The sequence below is a fragment of the Janthinobacterium fluminis genome (assembly GCF_028595325.1).
GTDB lineage: Bacteria > Pseudomonadota > Gammaproteobacteria > Burkholderiales > Burkholderiaceae_D > Janthinobacterium > Janthinobacterium fluminis.
On the sequence record NZ_JAQQXR010000016.1, the window covers coordinates 24,909 to 47,355 of the forward strand.

Genomic DNA, 22,447 nt, shown 5'->3' on the forward strand with positions numbered 1-22,447 from the left:
CATCTATGGGTGAACGTAGTGATCCGTGGATTCTCTGCAAAGACAAGGGATGCAAGCGTCAGCTCATGGACATTGGGAATCTGAGCTGTTTTAGTGGCCCTAGCGTGCGGGCTGCCCGTATTGGACGGTTGGAGGATTTGGTCGGCGGGACGCTTGCCTGAGGTGGGCCGGAAATGGACCGAAAAGCTGGGTAACGTAAGCTGAAAACAAAAACGCCGATCTGCATGGATCGGCGTTTTCACTTTTTATTCTTGGTGGCCCGGGGCGGAATCGAACCACCGACACAAGGATTTTCAATCCTCTGCTCTACCGACTGAGCTACCAGGCCAAGGTGCAGAATTATAGCAGGCCGCCGGCGCAAATGGCTAGGGCCTGTTTCCCAACTGTCTCGTCTGGTGTATTTTGCCGCGTGGAAAGCTCTGCGGCGCCCTGTTTGCGCCGGTGCGCGGGGTAGAATCGAGGCTCTGCCGTGTCCGTCCCGGCCCTTGGCAATACGGCTGCGCGCCCGCTCCGCGCGGCTGGGCGATGCCACTTTCGGAGGTGAAAATTGTTGCCGATTCTACGCACGCTGCGGCGCGCCGGCCGTCCGCTGCTGGCGGCGGGCCTGGCCTTGCCGCTGTGGGCGTGCGCCGCGTGTTCCCGGGACATCATAGTGCCCGTGGCGCCGACCGGCTACAGCGTCATCATCGCCGGCGACACCGTGTCCGGCGCCTTCCCCGACATGCTGCGCGAGTTGGGCGAGAAGATGGGTTGCAAGTTTCTCTTTCCCGTCGTGCCGCGGGCCCGCCTGGCGTCGATGTTCCTGCAGTCGGGCGAGGCCGATTTGATGCTGCCGGCCTCGCGCAGCGCCGAGCGTGACCAGTTGGCCATTTTCGTGCCGATGATGACGCTGAAGATGGCCTTGATCAGCCTGAAGCAAAAGCAGGTCAGGCCGGCCAGCGTCGGCGAGTTGCTGGCCCGCCGCCAGTGGAATGGCATCGTCGTGCGCAGCTATGTGTTCGGCGACGAATATAACGCGCTGGTGCGCGGCCTCGATGCGCAGAACCGGATTTTCTACGCCAACAGCCTGGCGACGGTGGCGCGCATGCTGCAGGTCGGCCGCGGCGATTTCACCATCGTCGCGCCGTCGGTGTTCCTGACCTCGCTCAGCGAAGACCCGGCGCTGGCCAGCCTGCGCGACAAGCTCGAATACACGACGCTCGACGGCCTGCCGCCGACCGAGAGCGGGGCGTATATCTCGAAGCGCTCGCTGTCGGCCGCCGACCAGGCCGAGTTGTACGCCCTGCTGGAGCGGGCCCGCAAGGGCGTGCTGTGGAAGTCCTTCCAAAAATATTATCCCGCCGATCTGTTGCAGTATTTTGTGTTGCAGCATTAGGCGCGGCCGTTTGGCGCCTTAGCCGCCCTGGTACAACTGCACCCGGTCGTGGCCGGCCCGCTTGGCGCGGTACATGGCGATGTCGGCGTGTTTGGACAGTTCGATTTCGTCGCCGCCGTGCTCGGGGAAGAGGGCGACGCCGATGCTGGCCGAGATGCGCAGCGCGTGGCTGGCGACGAGGTAGGGGCGGCTCAGGCTGTGGCGGATTTTCTCGGCCACGCCGAGCGCCGCCTCGGCGTTGTCGATGCTGCGCAGCAGCACGACGAATTCGTCGCCGCCGACGCGCGCCGCCGAGTCCGACTCGCGCACGCAGTCGAGCAGGCGCTGCGCCACGTCTTGCAGCAGCAGGTCGCCGGTGCGGTGGCCCAACTGGTCGTTGACGGGTTTGAACAGGTCCAGGTCGATGAACAGCAGGGCCAGTTGCCGGTGGTCGCGGCGGGCGCCGGCCAGCGCCAGTTGCAGGCGGTCGGAAAACAGCGCGCGGTTGGGCAGGCCCGTCAGCATGTCGTGCTGGGCCAGGTGGCGGATGCGCTCCTCGATCAGGCGCCGCTCGCTGATGTCGCGCGTCACCCCCAGCAAGCCCGTGTAGTGGCCGGCGCCGTTGCGCATGCCCGTCACGGTGGCCTCGGTCCACACGGTGCCGCCCTGCTTGTGCGTATACTCCAGTTCGTGGCGGAAGGCCGGCACGGGGCCGCCGGCGCGGATCGCCGCGATCAGCCCCTGCAGGCCGGTGGTGGCGATGGCGGCCGAGGTCGGCGCAAGCGTGGCGGCCAGGGTCTGCGGCAGCAGCTCGGCGGCGCGGTAGCCGAGCAGTTTTTCGGCCGAGGGACTGAGGTAGGTGAAGCGGCCGTCCAGGTCCATGGTCCAGATCAGGTCGGAGGCGTGGTCGGTCAGCAGGCGGTGGCGCTCCTCGCTGTCGCGCAGCGCCCGCCCGGCGCGCTTGCTGTCGTCCAGCGCCGTGGCCAGGCGCCGGTTGATGCGGAAGATGTAGGCCGCCAGCGCGCTGATGGCCGCCAGCAGGCCGAGGGCGCTGCCCAGCCAGCTCAGGTCGAGCTTCGGATCGGGCTGATACAGGAAGCCCTGCAGCGAGAAGTCGCGCGGCAGTTGGCCCAGGCTGACGTAGGTGTCGGCGATGTGGCGCCAGCGCAGCGGGTTCATGTAGCCGACCTCGATCAGGTCGGTACGCAGCAGCGGCGCCATCGCCGCCGCCTCGGACAGGTAGAAGTCGAGGCTGTGCGCGCTCGAATAGCGGCTGCGTATCAGTTCGGCGATCTGCTGCGGGTGCGCCATCGCGTACTGCCAGCCGCGCAGGCTGGCGTCGCGGAAGGCTTTGGCGCGCCCCGGGTGGGCGCGGATTTCCGCCTCCGTCGTGAACAGGTTGTCGCCGTAAAAGTCGATGCCGGCCGTGCGCGGTGTGTAGATCTGGTAGGCGAACTTGGCCTGGTCGAAATAATACGGTTCCGTCGTCACATAGGCGCTGATCGCGTCGACCTTGCCCTCGACCAGATCCTGCGGCCGGTCGTTGTGCTCGACGCGCACGAAGCGCCCGGCCGTGACGCCGTCCAGCGCCAGGTAGGCCAGCAGCTCATCCGATTGCGCCTCGATCATCACGCGCTTGCCGAGCAGGCCGCGCAGGCTGCGGCCGGCGCCGCCGGCCGGCGTGATCAGCACGGCCGGCGAGTGCTGGAAGATGACGGCCAGCGCCACCACCGGCTGGCCGGCTTGGCGCGCCAGCAGCAGGCTGCTGGTGGCGACGCCGTATTGCGCCTGGCCGCTCAGCACATTGCGCACCGGGTCGGCGCTGGGCGAGCCTTCGACGAGCGTCACGTCGAGGCCGGCGTCGCGGTAGTAGCCCAGCTCCTTGGCCGCGTAATAGCCGGCGAACTGGAAGGCGTGTGTCCATTTCAGCTGCAGCGTGACGGGTTCGAGCGCCCGCGCCGCCGCCGGCCACAGCCAGGCAGGCAGCGCCACGGCGGCGGTCAACACGAAGCGAAGCAGTCTGTTCATATGTGGCTCATGCCCGAGGCGGCTCCAGGGTAGCGGCCTACGGATGGGGGCGGTTTTTCTCGCGCGGCCCGGCAGCGGGGGCGGCCGCCGCCGCGCCGGCGATGCCTGTCCGATTATACGTTGACGGAGGGTATGATCAGCGCTTGCGGCCCGGTAAACCGGCGCGGCGTCGCTGCACTGTTGCAATACGACACGCGTGGCGGGCCGGGCCAAAAAAAACGGAGGCCGTAGCCCCCGTTTTTACTGATGCCTAACGCTGCTTACGCGGCGTTTTTGCGGCGACGGCTCATGAAGCCCAACAGGCCCAGGCCGCCCAGCAGCATGCCGTAGGTTGCTGGCTCAGGCACTGCGCTGACGGTCAGGTTGCCGCCGAAGCTGCCGGCCTTGCCCGCCACGGCGCTGCCGCCCACTTGCAGGTAGTAGTTACCCGCTGCCAGGTTGGCGAACGACAGTTCCCACAGGTCGGTTTTGCCGGTCTGCAGTTGCACGCCGCTGGCGATCAAGCCGTTGCTGCCGTACAGACCCAGCGAGGTGATGTCCAGGCCGTTCGCCGCGGATGGGCTGTACGAGGAAATCTGGGCGTCGATGCTGCCGAAGCCGCTGAAGCTGAAGGTGAACTGGTCGAGGAAGGTGTTGCCCTTGTTGCCGGCGCCGAAAGCGCTGCCGACGGCGGAGGTGCCGTCGAGCAGGGTCAGTACCGTGGGCGTGTGGCTCATGTCGGCCGCCATCGTCGCCGAGGAGGCGAAGGTTGCGCCCGCGACCAGGATGGCCGCGATCAGGGAAGTGGTTTTTTTCATAAATGCCTTCTTAAAAAAATGGCCGCATAGGCAGCCAGGGTTGATGAATCATCGGGACGATCATGCTAGCAGGCGAGCTCTGCGTTTAAGCCCATGCGCGCAAGCGTGCGCGGGGGGAAAGATGATAATTCCTCAAGGCAATATGATGCTTGTGCAGCCGGGGTTTTGTCATTTTCATAGGGAAATCCGGCACAAGGACTTGGCATTTTGAACACCTGCCGACGCCGTTCGTTGCACTGTAGGAATATTCTTACATGAAGACGAGCATTGCTCTGGCGTCCGTGGCGAGTCTGGACGTGATCGTGCTCCGGCCCATTATTGAGCGGAGCCGAGGACTGCAAGTCCTGGAAACAAAAACGCCAATCACGATGAATTGGCGTTTTAAGAGCTGGTTCTTGGCGGCCCGGGGTGGAATCGAACCACCGGCGCAAGGATGTTTAAAACCAGGCGCTACGGTTTGCGCCCAAGGGCATGGGGAGGCCGGCGGCGAGAAGGCCGAGCGGCGCGTCAAAACCAGTCTCGGCTGCGATACCACGTGACGGTATCGGCCACGGTTTGTTCAAACGGCCTGAAATGTAATGCGAGTTCGCGCTCGCTCTTGGCGTGGTTGAAGTGGGTACGCCCGGCTTCTTTGACCATCAGCCGCACAGTGGCCAGACTGAGCAGGATAGGCCGGCCACTGATGCGCGCGTAAATTTCCTGCACTGCCGCCAAGGCGTACAGCAGCGGTAAAGGCAACTCGCGCGTCGGCGTTTTGACGTTCGCGATCTTGCCCAGCAAGGGCACCAGTTGTCGCATCGTCATGTGGCGGCCGGCCGCCAAGTATCGCTCTCCGCGCTTCCCTTGCTCCGCCGCCGTGATATGGGCATGCGCCACGTCGCGCGCGTCGACCACCGAAAAACTGCCGGGTACCAGCCCCGGCAATTTGCCGAGTACCACATCGTTGACAAATTGCCCCGACGACGTGGGGCCGATGTCGGCCGGTCCCCACATCCACCCAGGCAACACCAGGCTCGCATGCATGTCCGGGTGGCGCGCCAGAAAGCGCAGCACAGCTTGATCGGCCAAAATCTTGCTGCGGTAATAGTCGTCGGCGTCGCTCAACTCGCGCAGGCAGGTTTCGTCGATAGGCGCGCCGGGTTCTCCATTGAGCACGCCAATCGACGAGGTCTGGACAAAACGCCGGATACCGGCATCGTAAGCCTGTTCGATGAGCAACTCGGTTCCCTCCACATTGATGCGTTTGAGTTCTTGCCAGTGGCTGCCGCCCTTGTAATTGTCCCGAAAGAAGGCCGCCGTGTGGAACACGACGTCGCACCCTTGCAGCTTGCTGGCGAAGGAGGACACATCGGCCATGTCACCCAACACCAGTTCGACGCCCGCCAATCCAGCGAATTGTTGTTGACCCTTGGCCAATGAGCGGACCAGGGCCTTGACGGTGAAGCCGCGCCAGATCAGTTCACGCACGAGGTTGTTGCCGAGCAGACCTGTGGCGCCGGTGACAAACGCGGATTGCAGTTGGGCGGTATTTTTCATGTCAAGTGAATTTTAAAGTTCGATTGATATCTAGTCTGGCGGCGCCAAATATAAATGTCAAGTGATATCCGAGTTTCACGCTATCCGGCGTTCGTGTGATATCTTTCAGGGCATGAATGAATCGACACCAAGAAAGCGGCTGAGCCGCGAGGAAAGCCAGGCGCAGACCCGCGCGCGTCTGATCGACACCGCGCAGCAGTTGTTTGTCACGAACGGATACGGGGGCACGTCGATCCGCGATATTGCCGATCGGGCTGGTTACTCGCAGGGGGCGTTCTACTCGAATTTCGCCAGCAAGGAGGAGGTGCTGTTGGAGTTGCTGCGAGGGCATATGGAAGCCGAAGGCGCGCAGCTATCCAAGATACTGGATAGCGAAGGGCACGCGCCTGAGCAGATATTTGAGGAGTTGCAGACTTGGGCCGCCACGCTCAACCACGATGCGGACTGGTGCATGATGTCGATCGAACTTCAGCTGCACGCCAATCGTAGCCCGACGTTCGCGACCAAGTACCAGGCCGTGTGGGATGCGCACCGGGGCAGGCTCGGCGGCGTGGTCGGCAAGTTATTCGCCGCGCTTGGCCGCACGCCGCCGGCCGACCCGGAGGAGCTGGCGGCCGCCTTCATGGCGCTGACGCATGGCTTGGCGCTGCAAAGCATGGGGGCCCGGCCAGATCCGTCTGGACGGCTGATCCTGGTGTTTTTGCGCGGCCTGATCGCCAGCGCCGGGTTGGCGAGCGTAACGCGATAGCGATGGGGCTCGCTACGCTCATCCTCCCCAATGTTCATGTGGCATGACGACATGAACATTGGGAGGCATATGTTGAAGGAAGTCGGCAACTTGCAGAAGGGGACCGTCGTGTGGCACCTTCACCGAGGTGGTAAAGTTGCAGTTACGTAAATCTGAAATCACGAGGGTCTTTGATTTCGCAAACAAAAACGCCAACCGGCATGGGTTGGCGTTTTGCTTAGTATGTTCTTGGTGGCCCGGGGCGGAATCGAACTGCCGACACAAGGATTTTCAAGTCGAACGCCGAGCAAGAATAATACCCGCAAAAGTGCGCCATGAAGGTTCTTCCGGTAGGCAGCCATTTTTCATGAATTCAGCCAGGTCGATCCTTGATGCAGGTCGGACGTTCGGTTCTCGTGGCTGATTTGCCTGGGCAAAAGCATCTCCGATATCTGTGCTCTTGACCACGTAGGCCGCCCATTTTCTCCTGAGAGGCCGGACAAAGACCGGCGCTTCTCTCTCCGACAAGCTGATTGCGTCAGGTACCTACCTGACCAAATTTTTTTGCGATGTAAGTGTTGATGCGTAAAGACCGGCGTGAAGGCCAGCGGCTAACCGGCGGCAATTTTTGCTCGTCAAAAAATGCAGTCTCAGCGTTGGATTTTTTGCAAAATGTCGCGACGAAAAGAACGGCAATGAAGCGCGTATCTGACCGTACAGCTGGAGTTACTTCAGGCCATGCTTATCCAAAAATTCGCGGTGCCGTCGCTCCAGTGTTTGTGGGCTTGGCATAAAAAGGAAGCGATCAGGACCAAAGCGCAAAGGCTGCCCATGTAGATGGCGATACTCCGAAAGCTGCAAGGCCGGAGCCAAGTGGACGATGCAACGTTGGTCGATCGAAAGTAGCTTTAGATCGTACAACGTATGGATATCAGCCTTTAGCAGCAGTCCGTTGCTGACACTGTAGTCCGGCTGCTCGGCATGCGGTCTGATATGTGCTGCCTCTAGCAGCTCAACGATACTGCAACCTGTTACTGCACAGCGGCGATTATAGGCGGCCAGTAAGGCTTCACGGAACTTGGCTTGACCCCGGCGTGTCTGAATGGCTCTAAATTGGATTTCATCTGGCGTCCCGTTGTTGACTGTGTCGAACTCAGCCCCCTCGTCACCAACTACGCCCTCTGGCTTCTCACCACGAACGAGACGAGCGACACCCGTAACTGGGTTGTATTGGTGAACGTACCAATGCACAGGATCGAGTGTTCTAAATTTCACCTCGGAAGAAGCCGTGCCTAGCTCGTCATCACCTCGCCGGTTACCAGCTGTCAGAATGGCGAAGATCGGCAGGCCTTTGCGGTACGAGGTATTGATCGCCGCATCAAAGGCGCGAGCCCGAGCGGCTTGTTGAGATGCTCTGCTTCTGCGAACAGAGTCAAATGTTAGATCTCGCGTTATTTTCTCTAATGACCGAGCGAGATCCTGATGGTTATTTTCGTAAATAATTTGGTCGTTTTCTACTGCCATGAGGTCGTGCCACATGCATAGAGCAAACCCTTCGGTTTCCGAGCCGAAGGACCAGTTGTAGCAGTAGTTTGGATTTGCTTTGACGTCAACGACAGGTTCGCCGCGTCCGGTATAGAGCCAGTCAGCTGTGGAAATGTTGGCCAGGGCAAGGATGTCAAACAAGGTTTCTGACGTGTGCGGCTCAAGGCTCTTCAGTAAGTCCGTAGCCCCGCGCATTTCTGCGGTAAGGCGTCGAAAAACAACACTGCGTTCAGCTAGGTTGTGGCTCTCCTTCTGCCAGCCGGCCGCCAGCCATAGGTGTGCCCAGGTGTGACTGTCTTCGGTCTTGGAATTCGCCCACCATGCATCGTGCTTATAGGCAGACTTGGGGAGCACATCGTCGAGAATCCGCTCAATGTCAGCAAAGGCAAGTTTGACTATGTCACCTTCAACGCTGCGAAGGAACTGACCTAACGCGCTGTATTTGCTCATTGGTTTTCTCTTTTCTTATTCTTTATGCACGTGCCGCGCCTTACCAGCGCTGGCGACTCCATTCAGCTGCGACTGGTTCGATCTTGTCTAGAATCTCCAGGCACTGCTGAGCCGACGTTCCGAAGATTGAGGATAGGACGTAGGGCGACTGGTCCCCCGCCGTCGTAAGCGAATCACGAAATTCCTTCATGAGCTGGCTATACCTGTCCGAGCGATAAATGAAATTGCCAAACGGAACCCAAAAATGGCCGTCATTGGCACGTATCGAATGGGCATACGCGAGCGACCAAAGGAATTCCAACTTGTCAAAGCCATTTCTGTATTCCTGATCGCTCTGAAAAAGGCGACCGCCAAACGGAGCAAAATAGTCTTCAAGCCATGAGTTTAATGGCAAATAGTGACGATCTTTTCCGGGTAGGAGTTTTGCGCCTGCCGTGCCACGTTCGAACATCGCAACCGGATTGAGGGCCACGACAGCCAGTACGTCATTCCGATGTTCCTTTACAATTCTTGTGGAAAATAGCTCGCGAAGGACGTTTAGATTTCCTGCAGCGACCGCTCCTAGCCCCAAAGCATAAGCGATCAAGCACGCCGGGTATCGTTGAAATTCGACAAGCGCCACCAAGCCACTTTCATGCTTGCGTTGCGAAACCTTGGCGACGGATCGCAACCAAGGCTTTAACTGCTCTGGTTTTGCCCAATACCCAGCGACGGCTGCCATTTCAATAAGCGTCGTTGATACAGCCTCGTAAGCATGGACGCGATCACCCAACGATTTGCTATCTAGGTCGCGCGGACTCATGTCGAATTTTTGACCATGCATGACATTGAGAACTCGATTCGTCTCTTCTGATACAAGGTCATCAAGCTGAATGGCATATTTCTCTTCAGACAGGTACTTTTTCAAGCTGGCGACGGCGGCAGCTGTAGACAAGGGATGTGGCTGAGAAAATGATTCAAGTATGGTTACCAATTCGCCTAGCTTTGAAAAAAAGGCGTCCGCGCCGCCGATTGGAACGACATGCGCAGCTCGGCGTTTAATCAGGTCTTGCGCTTGCATGCCGGGATCACCGCGAGTTGCCCAGTACGTCGAGAACCGCCGATAGGGGGCGCGAACAAGTGCGGCGCGCAACGCATCGTCCCATTCAGCAGACCATCCACAAACAATCAGGCCGTACTCATCAAATACGCGGTCAAGCAGTTGCTTGAATTCCTCTGGATACTCCGCAAGCTCACTGGCTGTATTTCGAATGCGAGTGTCAAGGTAATCGCCGTGAATCTTTATAATTGTGCAAGCTGTGTGTACGAGCGGTAAAGCCCCCGCAATATGATCGACAGAACTTAAGACCGTAGGAACGACGCCAACATCATGTAGAGCTAGTTCAGTCAATTTGTCGAAATTTGTCGTCAGAATTACGCGGACAAAGCCAGCCTTTACAAGATTCGCGATGGCCCGATGCGCTGGCGTCGGTTGCTTATCACCTTCGGACCGCTCCTCATCTGTAGGCTCCAAATATGCGCGGACAAGCTGCTGGCGTTCGGCAGGGCTCTTGCATAACACATCAAGTAGTTCTGAGTAGTCTGGTTGTTTCCCGAACGTCGCCAAATACCACGCCGATGGATCAGGTTCGCACTCCGCACCTTGCAATGCTGCGACCTTCCGTACTAAGTCCAATGTAATTTCCCAGCCGGTTGGAATCTTAGATGACCGGGAAACGCCGGACCCGAGTAGGAGCGCATAGACTCCTTTATTGGTAGAAATTGAAAACGCGAGTGAACTAATAGGATCGATTTCTGCGGGCATGTTGTGCTCGTGGCGGCTGTAAGGATTGCATAACTATACGCCCCGGACACGCAATATTGCTGTGCAGCTTTACGTCGCTGCATTGAAGTGAACCGTGGCCTTGCACCTGTGCTTATCTGGGCCACAAAACAAGGCTGCTTACTTTTTCATGCGTTTTTGCGCGTTTTTCAACTTGACAATGCGATTTTATCCTTCTAGACTTAGTTAAGTCAAAATAAGGGGAAAAACGTATGAAAACGCAAATATCAGTGCCGGTACATACTCAACAATTTCTTGAGTTGGTAAATTTTCTTCGCAGCAACGGAGACCCGCGCGACCCGGTCGAGATCGTGTCTATCGCAATCGACTACTGGCTTGATAACGCCAGTTGGAAGCCGGAACTCTTGTCAGAAAGCGATACCCGTGGCTACCAGTGGAAGAACCTGTTTCTGGCCAGCGGCACTCAGATCCGCATGCAGTACAAGGGCGCGTATTTCTACGCAAAGGTAGATGGTGACGAAATTATCTACGACGGCAAACCGATTTCACCCGGCAGTTTGGCAAACACTATCGCGGGAAATAGTCGTAACGCATGGCGAGACCTTTGGGTTAAGCGCCCGGAAGACAAGGAATGGAAGCTTGCGGACGAGTGCCGGTCGGAGGTTGCCATTGACCCACTGATCAAGTCGTGACAGCTGGGGCAGTTTGGGAGGCAGTATGGATCGGTTGGGTACATCGCCGAGCGCTGCCCGAAGCGCCAGGACGCGGCAGATGGTCCCCAAAGAAGCGACCTTCACAGAGACGTGAATCAGCGCGCCCGATCTGCTATACGAACAGCAAACAGCCACAAATTATGCCCCTTTTGCCTGGAGACGGGCACCTCTGACGAGGTTAAGGAGGGTTCGCATCTTCATGAGAAGTGTCACTAGCAACATTCCAAACAGCTGCCCACCTGGCGACGCGGTGAAGAGCACGGCAAGCGGGACTAGAAACCCTCCATGCGACGAGCGCATGGAGGATTGGTGGTGCTATTACTGACCTGAGAGATAGACTGGCTTTTGTGCGTGTGTAGGGCAGTGAGTTCGTCGCGGCGACAATGCGAACGAACGGTTGGTACGAGAATGAAGGCTGGAACTTGCGTTCTGCTTCCACCCAGTCGCCGGCGACGATGGCCTTCAGATAGCGGCTGGCCAGGCACAGTTTCTTAGCGACGAACACGATGCCACTGTGCCCGAAGATCAGATTACTGAAGTCGAGTGAATGGATGCTGTTGAGATTTTCGCGCAGCACGAGGCGCTGGCCTAGTTGGCGCTGTAGAGCGGAATACTGTGGCTTTAGCGTGACGATGTCGGCGGTTGGTAGTGGCGGCAAGACCAGTGAGTATTCGATGTCAAATCCCGCCCATTCGTGCCGGTAGCGCGCGATGCCGCCGAGTACGTCGGCGTCCAGTGAGATCGAGACGTAATCCACGAGCCCCCTGAGCTTTGCTACATGCTGGATTTCGCGGGTAATGATCCTGACCTTGTAACCATGTTCCTTGATGGTCTGGATCATCGCGAGCAATTCGGGGCCGTATTCCTCGAACTTGTATAAGGGATCGGCACCGCCACTGATCGTGATAAACGACTTATCACATTGCGTGATGAAGGCGGCCAGTGCTTCTTTAGTTTGACCGCCGTGGGGCAGCAGTGGCGAATCGCGCCAGTTGCAGTATGAGCAGGGCCTTGGCGCACCCGAAGCCCTTCTTCTTCCAGTTCACGATGATGGTGAAATTCTGGCTTGGTTGTTTCATTTGAATTTCCTTCGGGGGCTTACGAGGGGGCGTTATTGCTGTTTTTTTCGCGGCAAGGACAGCGTCTTTTTGGCGGTCGGCGCCGGTTCGGTGCTGGTCTCGGCCTTGCCATTGCCGGTATCGGGGAGCTCAATCTGTGTTCCGGGTTCCGCCAGCAGTGCCGTTTTCCACCCTTCCACATTGCCGATTGCGATGTGCTTGGATTCTGCGTCGAGTGCAGCGCCTAACAAGCCCTCACTGCGCAGGATCGCGGCCAGGAAGCCGGCGTTATTGCTGCTGAGGCCGACGAAGGCATCCTTGAGCGCTTTAGATGGGAATGCCTTGCCTGCCTCACATTTTGCGAGGCAGGCCTCGACCTTCGGGAATGGAACCAACTCGCGGCTAAAGTAGCCACCGCTTTCGTTGCCGGTGATCGAGATGAGGAGATCATGCCGATTGATGGGCTTCCTGCTCTGCCATTCCCAGCTGGGGTTGGCGCTGATCTTCAGCATGGCTGTTCCTTTCTGTTTTGTTGAGACGAAAAAAAGCCCAAGGCCGTAATGGCTTCGGGCTGCGACGATTTGTCGGAAGACGACCAGATCATTAGCGAAGGCTTGCGGACCGGCCCCATCGCTAATTTCTAAGAGGGCCGTGGATGGTTAGAAGACCACGTTGAATTTACCCTTGTATTGCGGATCACTCGCCAGTGATTTGCGGATCGCCGAGTTGATGACCTGTTGGGCAAAGCCATCAGGTCGGAATTTGACGCCACTCGTGGCTTCACCGGGGCTGACGAACATCACTACCTCAGACGTTGTCGAGAACGGCTCAACGTCGAAGTTGATGTAGCCCTTTTCTATCTTGAAATCGTCATTGGCTTCGTACTTGAAGTTGCAGACGGTTCGCCCATTGGCGGAACGCACGCCTTTGGTGGCGGCATCGGTGAAGCGATATGCCAGCTTCTTGCTGATCGATTTCGGAAGCGCATAGGTGTCAAGTTTGACGATAGGGCGGCCCCACATGGGGTCTACCATATTCCCGAATTCGTCCAGGCTCACGTTCTTCATCGCACGCGGCCCGGCGGCAGCAAGATGGCTCGCCATCTGCTTGTTGGTGGAGGGGATGTAGGCGCTACAGTCCTGCGCTGCAAGTACAGAGCCCGACAACAACGCTATCGGTATGCTTGCGGCGGTGATGCCAAATTTCAGACGTTTCATGATTTCCTTTTCTGCGATGGAATAAAAAATCCCGAAGACCTACACAGGGCTTCGGGATTTAATTGGGCTTAACCCTGAAAATCATATATTCGGGAAAGCGGGGTAGATACCGGGCAGGTCCCGACTGTGATGGTTAGCTGCCTATTTCAACGCGGGGATTTTCATTCCTGCCAATAAGCGGCTTCTTCTTGCTTTCGTTTGGCGTCGCTAGCTCTTTCTTCCGTGAGTCGGCATTTCACTCGGGCATACGCATCATTTGTTTCGTAGAGCAGGAGTCCACTAGGCAGGCGGGCTTGAAGTTCGGTCATTTCACTGTCTTATCCCACCAGGCGCGAAAGTTGCGAATTGTTGCGTAAGCGGACGCACCATTTCGCGACAGCCGAAAGTTCGGCATCCGCCTTGGTGAGGCAGACTATTTCGCGCGCTGCTGCCTTTAGTCGCTCTCGTGCCGCACCAGAAGTTCGTGACTCTGAGAGCGCCTGCAGATACTTGTTGATTAGCTTCGTAGTGTTCTGCCAAACCTTCCGGCGCTCCTCAGCCAACGCTTGGTGCTCAGTGAGTTTCAGCCGCTCCACTGTCCGCTTCACCCGCACGTATTCCCAGCGTGTAATCCCTGGTGCAGGAATGGCTTTGCCTTCTTCGTCAAACGCCAGCAGCGTGACGTCATAGGCATTCGTCGGATCGAGAAAGTGAGGAACTTCATCCCCTTCGCAACGACGGATGTACGTCGAACATTGAGATCCATATCGGAGCGGAAACCAAACCCCCTTTTTTCGATTGGGTACCGTTCCGGCGATACGGAAGTTCATGAAGTCGAAAGCCAGCCACCAATAGCCGTCTCGCTCGGGCCCCTTGACATTGCGAGCAGTCTTCTTTGGGCGGAAGTGTTCAACATCCAAATGCGAAGCAATGTCCCGAGCTTCGGTGAACCAGCACTTGCCGCCAGATAAGGCCAGCAACCAAGGTTTCAGCTTTCCCCAATGGTCGCTACGCTTGTCGATTAGCGCATTGCGTTCTTTGATCTGTCCTGCTGCGTCGAGCGTCGCAAGCGCTGCGACCAAGATTGATGTCTCAGCCAGCCATGCATCCCAATCTGCTTGGGACCAGCGAATGTGAGTAGGCAGGTCGGCATCGGTGGGAAGCTTATTCTCAAGATCGATGAAAATCACTCCCCATCCTCCTCGCGCAGAATTTCGTCGATGATTGAGTCGGCGATAGCGTCCTGCTCGGCTTGCTCCTCGGGCGTCAGAGTGGGTTTTCGGAAGCGGCGGTGTTGTGCCATCTTGCGTACGAATAATGCGTAATCAGGATCACGAAAATCAGCGGTTGAAAAACCGAGATCGGCTAACTCGGCAGACAGGCAGCTCAACTCAGCATCTTCCTCCGGCGAGCGTGGCGCTTTCACAAACAACTCATTGCGCCTGAATAGGCGACGTTCGGTCTCGATATCCAGTGTGGACGACAAGCCGAAGAGCTCGCTTTTGAGCAACCCGGTAACACCCATGCCTTGTGGGTGTTCATCAGGCGTAACCACTGCTGTGCGATGGCCATCTTTGCGCAGGATATGTACCTGTTCGCGCTTGAGGCTACCCAGCATCATGGGGTCATGTGTGGTAATGAGGAGCTGAGATTGCCCGGATGATGTATCAAAGGCACCGCTGCCAAATGCGGCGGTACCGCTCCCGTCCTCACGGAAATCGCCCAAAACGCCTTCAATGTCATCGAAATAGCGCAGCTTCCAAATCGGGTTGAGGTGTGTGTCCGGTTCGTCTAGCAGGAAAAGGCAATGGTCTTCACGGGTGATACGCATCAGGCCAAGCACCGTCAGCATCTGCAATTCGCCTTCCGACAGCTGTGTGAAGCTCACCTTGCCGCCGTATTCATCGCGTTTCTTGACAGTGATGCGTACTTCGTCGATAAGGTCGCCGATGTAAGCGCCCTCAGCGTAACGGAAGAAGCTGTCGGTACCGCCAACCAGCTCACCCAGTTGCCTCAGCTTTTCTTGGTTGGGAACAAACAGATAAAGTTGCTTCTGCTTTTCTGTCCGGCCACGGAAATCAATTTGTTTGGTGGCTTCCTGTTCGATTGGTGCCCAAGATACTTGCCAAAGCTTGTCGAGGAATTCGCTCACCACATTGCCTCGGGCATACCAGAAGCGCGGGTCGCCTTCGTTCAACTCTTGTTCGTCGAACTTGCCGCCACGGCGCTTTTCGCGCAAGCGGTGTGGTTCTTTCAAAACAAACAAAGCCGATTCTAGTGTCTCGATATGCAGGTTCTTCAGCACCTTCTGAAACACGGGGTCATCGGACAGTAAACACGCCAGTAATACCAACTGACTGTGGCCACCACGACAGTAGAACAGTCGGCGCAAGCGGTCGTCGCCCGCTTGTTTCAGCCGCGACTCGCGACGGCGCCTGGCCTCTTCCACGGCGCGAATATCAGCTTCGGACCCGGTAAAGTTTTCCAGCAACTGTCCGGACAGCACCTCGTCGGTAGTGATTTCCTGACGCTGGTTGAAGCGGCGCTGATGCTCCTGAAACAAGACTTCAATACGTTCGTTGCGTCCGGAATAGTAAGCAAAGATATGTGTTGGCAACAGGCGCGGACCACGACGATGGTCTTGTGGCACTTTGTCGGGCGGATCGTTCCTAGCCAAGTAATCCTGCTTGACACGATCACCATCCACCCATACCGAAGGGCGCTTCTCTTTAGTTGCCTCAATGCATACCGCGTGGCCGCGAATACTGTATTCCAGCGTGTAGTCAAACGCGGCTTCGCGATCCAGATCAATATCGCGGAAGATGGTGATTAGCGCTTCTATCAAGTTGGATTTGCCAGTGCCATTCTGCCCTATCAGCGCGTGGCTGCGAATGGGCTTAGGCTGAGTATTCGCTGGCGCACCCTTTGAAGGTTGCAAATGCGAAGCGAAGGCGATGTCGAGATCACGCAGATTGCGAAAGACCGGGATACGGATACGCTGTAGTTGCATTTCAGGTCCTCATCGTCTCGGCTGGTTTCTCGCGCATCTCGGCGGATGCGGGTTCCAAGATCCAGCCGTGGGCCACCTCGGTCTTCAACTGCGCGTAAAAGGCGTCGATTTCACCGCCAAAGCGTTGCCATAAATCTTTGGCACTCGTCTCACCGTTGTGGCGGGCAAGAATAGTGGCCAGCGGGGCTTGGGCATTGACATCTGGCGCAATGCCTAAACGTAGCGGAGCGATCAATTCGGTTTGCGGGGCTTTCATGGGTTCCTCTTCTTGTTCGACGGCGATGCCGGTTAGGCCGGACACTGCGCTAGCTGCAAGGTTGGTTGCGATATGCTGCTTTCGCGAGAGCTGATCCGCGTAATGGTCGCAAATGCGGAAAAGCGCATCAACGATGGCAACAATTCGATCTTGCTCTGCCTTGGGTGGAACCGGAACAACAAGATCTTCCACGCCACCGACCCGCAAATGCTTGACCGTCATGCCAATGGCGGCTTCGATCATTCGCGATTGAAAACTTGGGCTCTGAATTACGCACAATAGGAAGCGATTGCTGAACAGATCAGGAAAGAGTCGAATCAACATTGAGCGCTGTCCTAGGCACACCTTTTCTCCATTAGGAACGATCGCGGCCTCGCCCATTGGAGCCTCGCGCGTGAAGAAGATGTCACCGCCTTTTGGAGGCATCCGCCTCGCCCAATAGGCATACGTCTCCTCTGAAATCTTTCGTGTGCTGGACAAATCCATTCTGCCGTTACGGATGTCAGTAGTTCGAATGAGATGAATACCTTCGCTGACATATGGCGCGGTCTTGTTGTGGCAATCAACAACGGCTTGCGACACCTGCAGCAGTGACGCCCACGCCCAGTGTTCTGGCAATGCTGCGTCTGGAATAGACGCTTGCTGTGTGCGGAGCTTTTTCAGCATTGCCACGGCTTCCTTCTGCTCTTGATCCACTGACTTCCGTGACCATTCAAGTCGTTTCGCTGCAATTGCATCGAGCAAGTCGGCACCAGTAGCAGCGCGGTGATGTTCGATGCTCAGCAACTCGCCAGACACAGCCAAGTCGAGAATCAACCCCTTGAAAGCAGCAACATCCTCCGGCGCATGAAACAGCCGCCCGAAGTTGTCGGCCAGACGCACCCAGGTGGTTTGCAATTCGTGCGGGCTGGTGGCGCTGGCGACGGCTTGGAGGGTAGAGTGGCGCAGGTTGTTTTGCAGTTTACGATGGACCAGCTGCTGTGCTTCCAGCTTGTCGCACAAGGCCATCAGCTCATCTACTTTGGCTACGATGCGTGATTGTTCTTCCGTCGGTGGGAGTGGGACCACTCCTGAATAGAATTTTTCGTCACTGATTGCTGGATAGGCCATTCCGATTTGAACGCTCTCGACGTACCTCACAAAAATCGGGCTGCGCAGATAGAAATAAAGGTAGCGACCTGAGATACCTTCCCATGGATGAACAATTGCAAACGCAGTACTTGCAATCGGCTCAGAGTCGAAATCGCGATCAATGATTGCGATATTCAGAAGATACGGGCGTACCGTTGAGTAGACGAGCGTTCCTTTTTTGACAATCTTCCTTGCCCGACTTGGAGCTGCGCTTGGGCTTATAACCTCCGGGCTTTGGCTCAGAACCCCGGCCTTGTTATCAATTGAAGAAACATCAATGTATACGAATGAGTCGTCAGGTTTTTTTTGGCCCCAAGTGTGACCAACAGTGCTTAGACTTACCCAGCTCCAATGTTTTGGAATTTCATATGGCCCGACAAATTTTCCCGCTGCATTGCTTTGCCTCGTGAGACGTTGCTTCCGTGTTTCGCCATTGAAATCCAATCGTTGGCGTTCGATATCGTCAAGCAAAGTGTTGCTTGCCCCATCAGAAGGGGAGCACAGCTCTCCTTTGAATGCCAGTGAAAGAACCAACTCTCTCAGCCGAGTCACGCCGTTCGGTGCATTCGCAATATGCCCAAATTCGGCCAGAAATTGCTGTGCATCCATCAGGCATTCTCATTTACAAAGTGATGCGCCAATGCAGCCGCTAGTTCGCTCTTGAGCTGGCTCTCGGTTTCTTCAATTTCGCCCAACAGTTTTTTGTATTTCTCCAGAAGGAGGTCGGGGTCATGGGTCTCTTCTTCCGGCGCGTTGGGATTCTTGATGTCGAGGTTGAAGATCGGCCAATAAATACGGTCGCCTGCTGCCTGCGCGTCACGCGCTTGCAGGCGCAGCGGTTCCGCTTTTGCACGCAGTTCAGCAATTTGGGTGTCGATTTTTTCGCGGTAGGCCGCGTCAGTGCTGCCTACCAAGCTCTTGCGCAAGTCGCCAGCTTCACCTTCCAGCGCGGCTGCAAGGTTGTTCAGTTCTTCGGCGCGCTGCCAGCGAGGTTGTGCGGCGGCTTCTGCTTGTTCGCGTTTGGTTTTGAAATCCACCTTCCAAGCGAATTCGTTTTCTACGCGGTCAGCAAAGTCGTTGGCCTCATCGCCCCACCAGTCCTGCTCGGGTTTGAATTCTTCCAGCCGTATGGGTTTGGTTTTGGAATAGCTCTTGTAGCCCGCCGGGTAGGGGTGCTCGTAGAACCAGATGGTGTCGGTATGGAAGTGTTCGGTGCCATCGTCTACTGTTGCGCCCTTGGTGAAGAACAGCAGGTTGGTTTTGATGGTGGTGTAGGGCGCGAACACGCCTTTAGGTAGACGGATGATCGTGTGCAGCTTGCAGTCCCGGAGCAGCAGTTTTTTCAGCGTACCCTTGATGCCGTCGCCAAACAAGAAGCCATCTGGCAGTACCACGGCGGCGCGACCATTTTCCTTCAACAGCTTCTTGATGATGAGCGCCATGAACATATCGGCGGTTTCACGGGTGCGCAAGTCGGTTGGATAATCGCCGCCAACCGTATCATCTTCGTAGCCGCCAAAAGGCGGATTGGTAATGAGGCAATCGACCTTGTCGTTTGCGCTCCACTCGTTCCAGCCGATGCCGAGCGTATTGCGGTGCTCGATCTGGCTGGGTACATCGATGCCATGCAACAGCATGTTGGTGGTACACAGCAGGTGGGGTAGCTGCTTTTTTTCGATGCCGTGGATCAACTCTTCAATGGCGCGTTTATCTTCCGTGCTTGATTTTGTGGTGAGTTGGTTGCGGAACTGGTCAATGGCTGCAGTCAAGAAGCCGCCGGTGCCGCAAGCTGGGTCCATCACCGTTTCGCGTTTGTCCAAGCGAGGGTTGACGCGGTCGGCAACGAAGGCAGTGATGGCACGTGGCGTATAGAACTCGCCCGCGTTGCCTGCGCCACGTAGGTCGTTGAGCATTTGCTCGTACACGTCACCCAGGCTAGCGCGGGTTTTGAAGTCGTGGAAATTGATGGCGTCTTCCAACTTCTCAATCACGGCCAGCATTTGTGGACCGGATTTCATGTAGTTGTTAGCGTCTTCAAATACCTGCTTGATGACCTTATGTTGCGGGCTCTTGCTCGCATCGATCTGATCTTTGAGCGAAGGAAATAGTTCGTTGTTGACGAAACTGATCAACTCGCTGCCAGCGATTTGCGGTTTCTTCTTGCCTTCGGCATCGGCAATGTAGGCGGCCCAGTTGCGCCAGCGGTAACGCTCGGGCAATGGCGACTTGTAGGTGGCATTGTCGTCCTCCCATTCTTCCTCACGCTGGTCGAACACTTTGAGGAAGAGCATCCAGGTGAGCTGACCGAGGCGCTGGGCATCGCCGTCGACGCCGTCGTCTTTGCGCATGATGTCCTGGATGGATTTGATGGTGCTGCTTAGATTCATTGAATTCTTCTCGTTTCGTTCAGCTTGAGCGATGCTCATGCCTGCTTCTGTTCAGATACGTCGTAGAGCGCTCTTTCAAGCTCGTGTACGGCTTGAGTGTATTGTTCGACGCCGCCGAATATGCCGCGCCGGATTTGCGTTTTGCTGCCGAATTGATCAAACGGAGGTAGCTCCAGTACTTTGGCATCTTCAATGTCTTGAACGCCGTGGTCGGAGAACTTATCGAGCAGTGCCTCAAGTACTGCTCGGGCTTGCTCCCCGTATTTGCCGAACACATTACGCTTTTTGACGTTGTTGGCGCGCTCGCGGCGAGTGAGCGGTTTCTGGTCGAAGGCCACGTGGGCGACCAAATCAAAGACATCGAGCTCGCTGCCGTTGGCTACGGCCTGCTGCAGTATTTCGAGCGGTACGCCATGTTCGGCTAGTTCTTCCAGTACCGCCTGCTTGCGTTCAGCACTGTTCCAACGGCGCAGGAAATTGACCATCGTGCCGAACTCGGCTTGCAGCGCTTTCTTGATGTCATCCTTAAGCAAAACGCGGTAGTCCTCGGTAATGAGCTTCCCGTCGGCATCGAGGTATTGTGAGCGCTCAACAGCCACGCGCACGTTGACGTCATCGATCACGTATTTGATGCGGCCTTCGCCGCCGCCTCCACTGCTTGTATTGCCGCAGTCGTCTTTGCCACCGTTCGCGCTAGGGCAGTACGGAGGAGGATCTTGTTCGCTAACACCCGGTGGGTTCGCCTCTTCTGGAGGCGCGACGGGTTCATCTGGCTTGGGTTCGTAGATCACCACCGGTTCGCCATCGAAATCAGGATCGGCGAAAAGTCGCGTGGCTCCTTTGAAGTCCATGATGGTGAAGTACAGCTTTTGATAATCCTCACGCAGGCGCGTGCCACGGCCAATGATCTGCTTAAATTCAGTCATCGAATTGATGTTTTGGTCTAACACGATGAGCTTGCAAGTTTTAGCATCGACCCCAGTGGTCAGCAGCTTGGAGGTGGTGGCAATTACTGGGTACGGCTCGTCGTTGTCGATGAAGTAGGATAGCTGCGCCTTGCCTTCATTGTCGTCGCCGGTGATGCGCATCACGTAGCGGCGATTGCTGGCGGCGGCGGGGATGAGCTTCACCAACTCTTGCCGCATGCGTTCGGCATGGTCCTGATCGTCACAAAAAACGATGGTTTTGGCCAGCGGGTCTGTTGCTTTGAGGTACTCCCACACCTTGCTGGCGACGAGTTTGGTGCGCTTTTCCAATACCAGGCTGCGGTCGAAATCCTTGGTGTTGTACTGGCGTTGCTCAATGGTCTGGCCCAGTTTGTCGATCTTGCCTTTTTCGGGGGTGTAGCCTACGGCATCGACATCGGTCGCGATGCGAATGACCTTGTAGGGGGCGAGGAAGCCGTCTTCGATACCTTGCTTGAGCGAATAGATGTAAATCGGATCGCCAAAGTAAGTGGCGTTGCTGACTTCTTTGGTCTCTTTCGGCGTGGCCGTCAGGCCAATGTGTGTGGCGCTGTTGAAGTATTCGAGTACGTCGCGCCAGGCAGAATTATCTGCTGCACTGCCTCTGTGACACTCATCGACGACAACCAAATCGAAGAAGTCTGCTGGAAACTGTTTGTAGACTTGTTTCCATTCTTCATTGCCGGTGACGGCCTGATAAAGGGCCAAGTAGATCTCGTAGTTTTTCTTGATTTCGCGATTGCTGACTTTGTGCATGACCTCGCCAAATGGGGCGAAGTCTTGCTGCATGGTTTGGTCGACGAGGATGTTACGGTCGGCCAAAAACAAAATGCGCTTTTTTGCCTTGGCTTTCCACATACGCCAGATGATCTGGAAGGCGGTGTACGTTTTGCCGGTGCCAGTGGCCATGACCAACAGCACACGCTGCTGACCTTTGGCGATCGCTTCGACAGACCGGTTAATAGCAACGCGCTGGTAGTAGCGCGGCTCACGGCCACTACCGTCAGTGTAGAACGGTTGCTCGATGAGTTTGACGGCTTCGGGTGCCGCCAGACCTTTCCACTGTTGGTACAGCGGCCAAAGATAATCTAATGACGGAAACTCGTTGAGCTGATACTCACGCTCGACAGGTTGAGTAATGCCCGTGCGGTCATGAATCAGGAAACCCGCGCCATTGCTGCTGATGGCAAAGGGGGCATCCAACATTTCGGCGTAGGTTAAGGCCTGCTGCATGCCATGTCCTACGGAGAATTTGGCTTGCTTCGCCTCGACTATCGCAATCGGAACGTTCGGTCTGGCATAGAGTACAAAATCGGCACGTTTGGGGCCGCCTTTGGCATCTGGATTTTTTATACGTGCAGCGAGCTTGCCACGCACCATGACACGACCGTCGGTAAGATTTACTTCCTCGCGAAACTGATGCTGCTGCCAGCCCGCCTGCACAATAGCAGGGGTAATGAACTTGGTGCAGATATCGCGCTCACTGAGCTGGTATTTGTCCATGCCGTGCA

At 56.6% G+C, this 22,447-nt stretch carries 17 protein-coding genes and 1 tRNA gene; 3 read left to right on the forward strand and 15 right to left on the reverse strand.

The annotated features are described in order from the left end of the window. Positions 1–252: 252 nt before the first annotated feature. A tRNA-Phe gene (locus OIK44_RS24110) sits at positions 253–328 on the reverse strand. Positions 329–547: 219 nt separating this feature from the next. Here OIK44_RS24110 and OIK44_RS24115 point away from each other — a divergent pair. Then, positions 548–1,375, forward strand: a complete 828-nt coding sequence (locus tag OIK44_RS24115) for a substrate-binding periplasmic protein (RefSeq protein WP_273674607.1) — start codon at positions 548–550, stop codon at positions 1,373–1,375. An 18-nt stretch (positions 1,376–1,393) separates the two neighbouring features. Here OIK44_RS24115 and OIK44_RS24120 read toward each other — a convergent pair whose 3' ends face one another. The 3 genes from OIK44_RS24120 to OIK44_RS24130 form a co-directional block, all read right to left on the reverse strand. Beyond that, entirely contained in the window at positions 1,394–3,382 is a 1,989-nt protein-coding gene (locus OIK44_RS24120; protein ID WP_273674609.1) for a diguanylate cyclase domain-containing protein, read from the reverse strand. A 260-nt stretch (positions 3,383–3,642) separates the two neighbouring features. Then, positions 3,643–4,179: an FxDxF family PEP-CTERM protein gene (locus tag OIK44_RS24125; protein WP_273674610.1), complete on the reverse strand. Its 537-nt coding sequence runs from the start codon at positions 4,177–4,179 to the stop codon at positions 3,643–3,645. Positions 4,180–4,686: 507 nt separating this feature from the next. Then, on the reverse strand, positions 4,687–5,715 hold the full coding sequence (locus tag OIK44_RS24130; protein ID WP_273674612.1) for an SDR family oxidoreductase: 1,029 nt from the start codon (positions 5,713–5,715) through the stop codon (positions 4,687–4,689). A 112-nt stretch (positions 5,716–5,827) separates the two neighbouring features. Here OIK44_RS24130 and OIK44_RS24135 point away from each other — a divergent pair, with 112 nt between their 5' ends. Beyond that, entirely contained in the window at positions 5,828–6,463 is a 636-nt protein-coding gene (locus OIK44_RS24135) for a TetR/AcrR family transcriptional regulator (protein WP_273674613.1), read from the forward strand. Positions 6,464–7,168: 705 nt separating this feature from the next. On the opposite strand, the gene OIK44_RS24140 is transcribed toward OIK44_RS24135, so the two are convergent. Beyond that, the gene (locus OIK44_RS24140; protein WP_273674615.1) at positions 7,169–8,437 is read right to left on the reverse strand and encodes an HNH endonuclease; all 1,269 of its coding nucleotides are present in this window, start codon (positions 8,435–8,437) and stop codon (positions 7,169–7,171) included. A gap of 40 nt (positions 8,438–8,477) precedes the next feature. Beyond that, on the reverse strand, positions 8,478–10,241 hold the full coding sequence (locus OIK44_RS24145; protein WP_273674616.1) for an SIR2 family protein: 1,764 nt from the start codon (positions 10,239–10,241) through the stop codon (positions 8,478–8,480). Between the two features lie 230 nt (positions 10,242–10,471). Between OIK44_RS24145 and OIK44_RS24150 the strand changes: the two genes are divergently transcribed. Further along, the gene (locus OIK44_RS24150; RefSeq protein WP_273674618.1) at positions 10,472–10,912 is read left to right on the forward strand and encodes a hypothetical protein; all 441 of its coding nucleotides are present in this window, start codon (positions 10,472–10,474) and stop codon (positions 10,910–10,912) included. A gap of 199 nt (positions 10,913–11,111) precedes the next feature. Here OIK44_RS24150 and OIK44_RS24155 read toward each other — a convergent pair whose 3' ends face one another. From OIK44_RS24155 to hsdR, 9 genes are all read right to left on the reverse strand, one after another. After that, on the reverse strand, positions 11,112–11,774 hold the full coding sequence (locus tag OIK44_RS24155; RefSeq protein ID WP_273674620.1) for a hypothetical protein: 663 nt from the start codon (positions 11,772–11,774) through the stop codon (positions 11,112–11,114). Between the two features lie 109 nt (positions 11,775–11,883). Beyond that, positions 11,884–12,012, reverse strand: a complete 129-nt coding sequence (locus tag OIK44_RS24160) for a hypothetical protein (RefSeq protein ID WP_273674622.1) — start codon at positions 12,010–12,012, stop codon at positions 11,884–11,886. 32 nt (positions 12,013–12,044) lie between these two features. Continuing rightward, complete coding sequence (locus tag OIK44_RS24165; protein ID WP_273674624.1) at positions 12,045–12,503, reverse strand: hypothetical protein; 459 nt, start codon at positions 12,501–12,503, stop codon at positions 12,045–12,047. Positions 12,504–12,650: 147 nt separating this feature from the next. Beyond that, a complete protein-coding gene (locus OIK44_RS24170; protein ID WP_273674625.1) occupies positions 12,651–13,208 on the reverse strand; it encodes a hypothetical protein in 558 nt (185 codons plus the stop codon). A gap of 317 nt (positions 13,209–13,525) precedes the next feature. Beyond that, positions 13,526–14,377 carry a hypothetical protein gene (locus tag OIK44_RS24175; protein ID WP_273674627.1) on the reverse strand — a complete coding sequence of 284 codons (852 nt, stop codon included), beginning with the start codon at positions 14,375–14,377 and terminating at the stop codon, positions 13,526–13,528. Continuing rightward, positions 14,374–16,197 (reverse strand): AAA family ATPase, encoded by a 1,824-nt coding sequence (locus tag OIK44_RS24180; RefSeq protein ID WP_273674629.1) that lies wholly within the window; start codon positions 16,195–16,197, stop codon positions 14,374–14,376. The genes OIK44_RS24175 and OIK44_RS24180 overlap by 4 nt, the downstream gene beginning before the upstream one ends. Position 16,198: 1 nt before the next feature. Beyond that, positions 16,199–18,193 carry a restriction endonuclease subunit S gene (locus OIK44_RS24185; RefSeq protein WP_273674631.1) on the reverse strand — a complete coding sequence of 665 codons (1,995 nt, stop codon included), beginning with the start codon at positions 18,191–18,193 and terminating at the stop codon, positions 16,199–16,201. Next, positions 18,193–20,010 (reverse strand): class I SAM-dependent DNA methyltransferase, encoded by a 1,818-nt coding sequence (locus OIK44_RS24190; protein ID WP_273674633.1) that lies wholly within the window; start codon positions 20,008–20,010, stop codon positions 18,193–18,195. Before OIK44_RS24190 ends, OIK44_RS24185 begins: the two co-directional genes overlap by 1 nt. Then, positions 20,007–22,439 (reverse strand): EcoAI/FtnUII family type I restriction enzme subunit R, encoded by a 2,433-nt coding sequence (hsdR, locus tag OIK44_RS24195; protein ID WP_273674635.1) that lies wholly within the window; start codon positions 22,437–22,439, stop codon positions 20,007–20,009. Before hsdR ends, OIK44_RS24190 begins: the two co-directional genes overlap by 4 nt. Between the last annotated feature and the right edge of the window lie 8 nt (positions 22,440–22,447).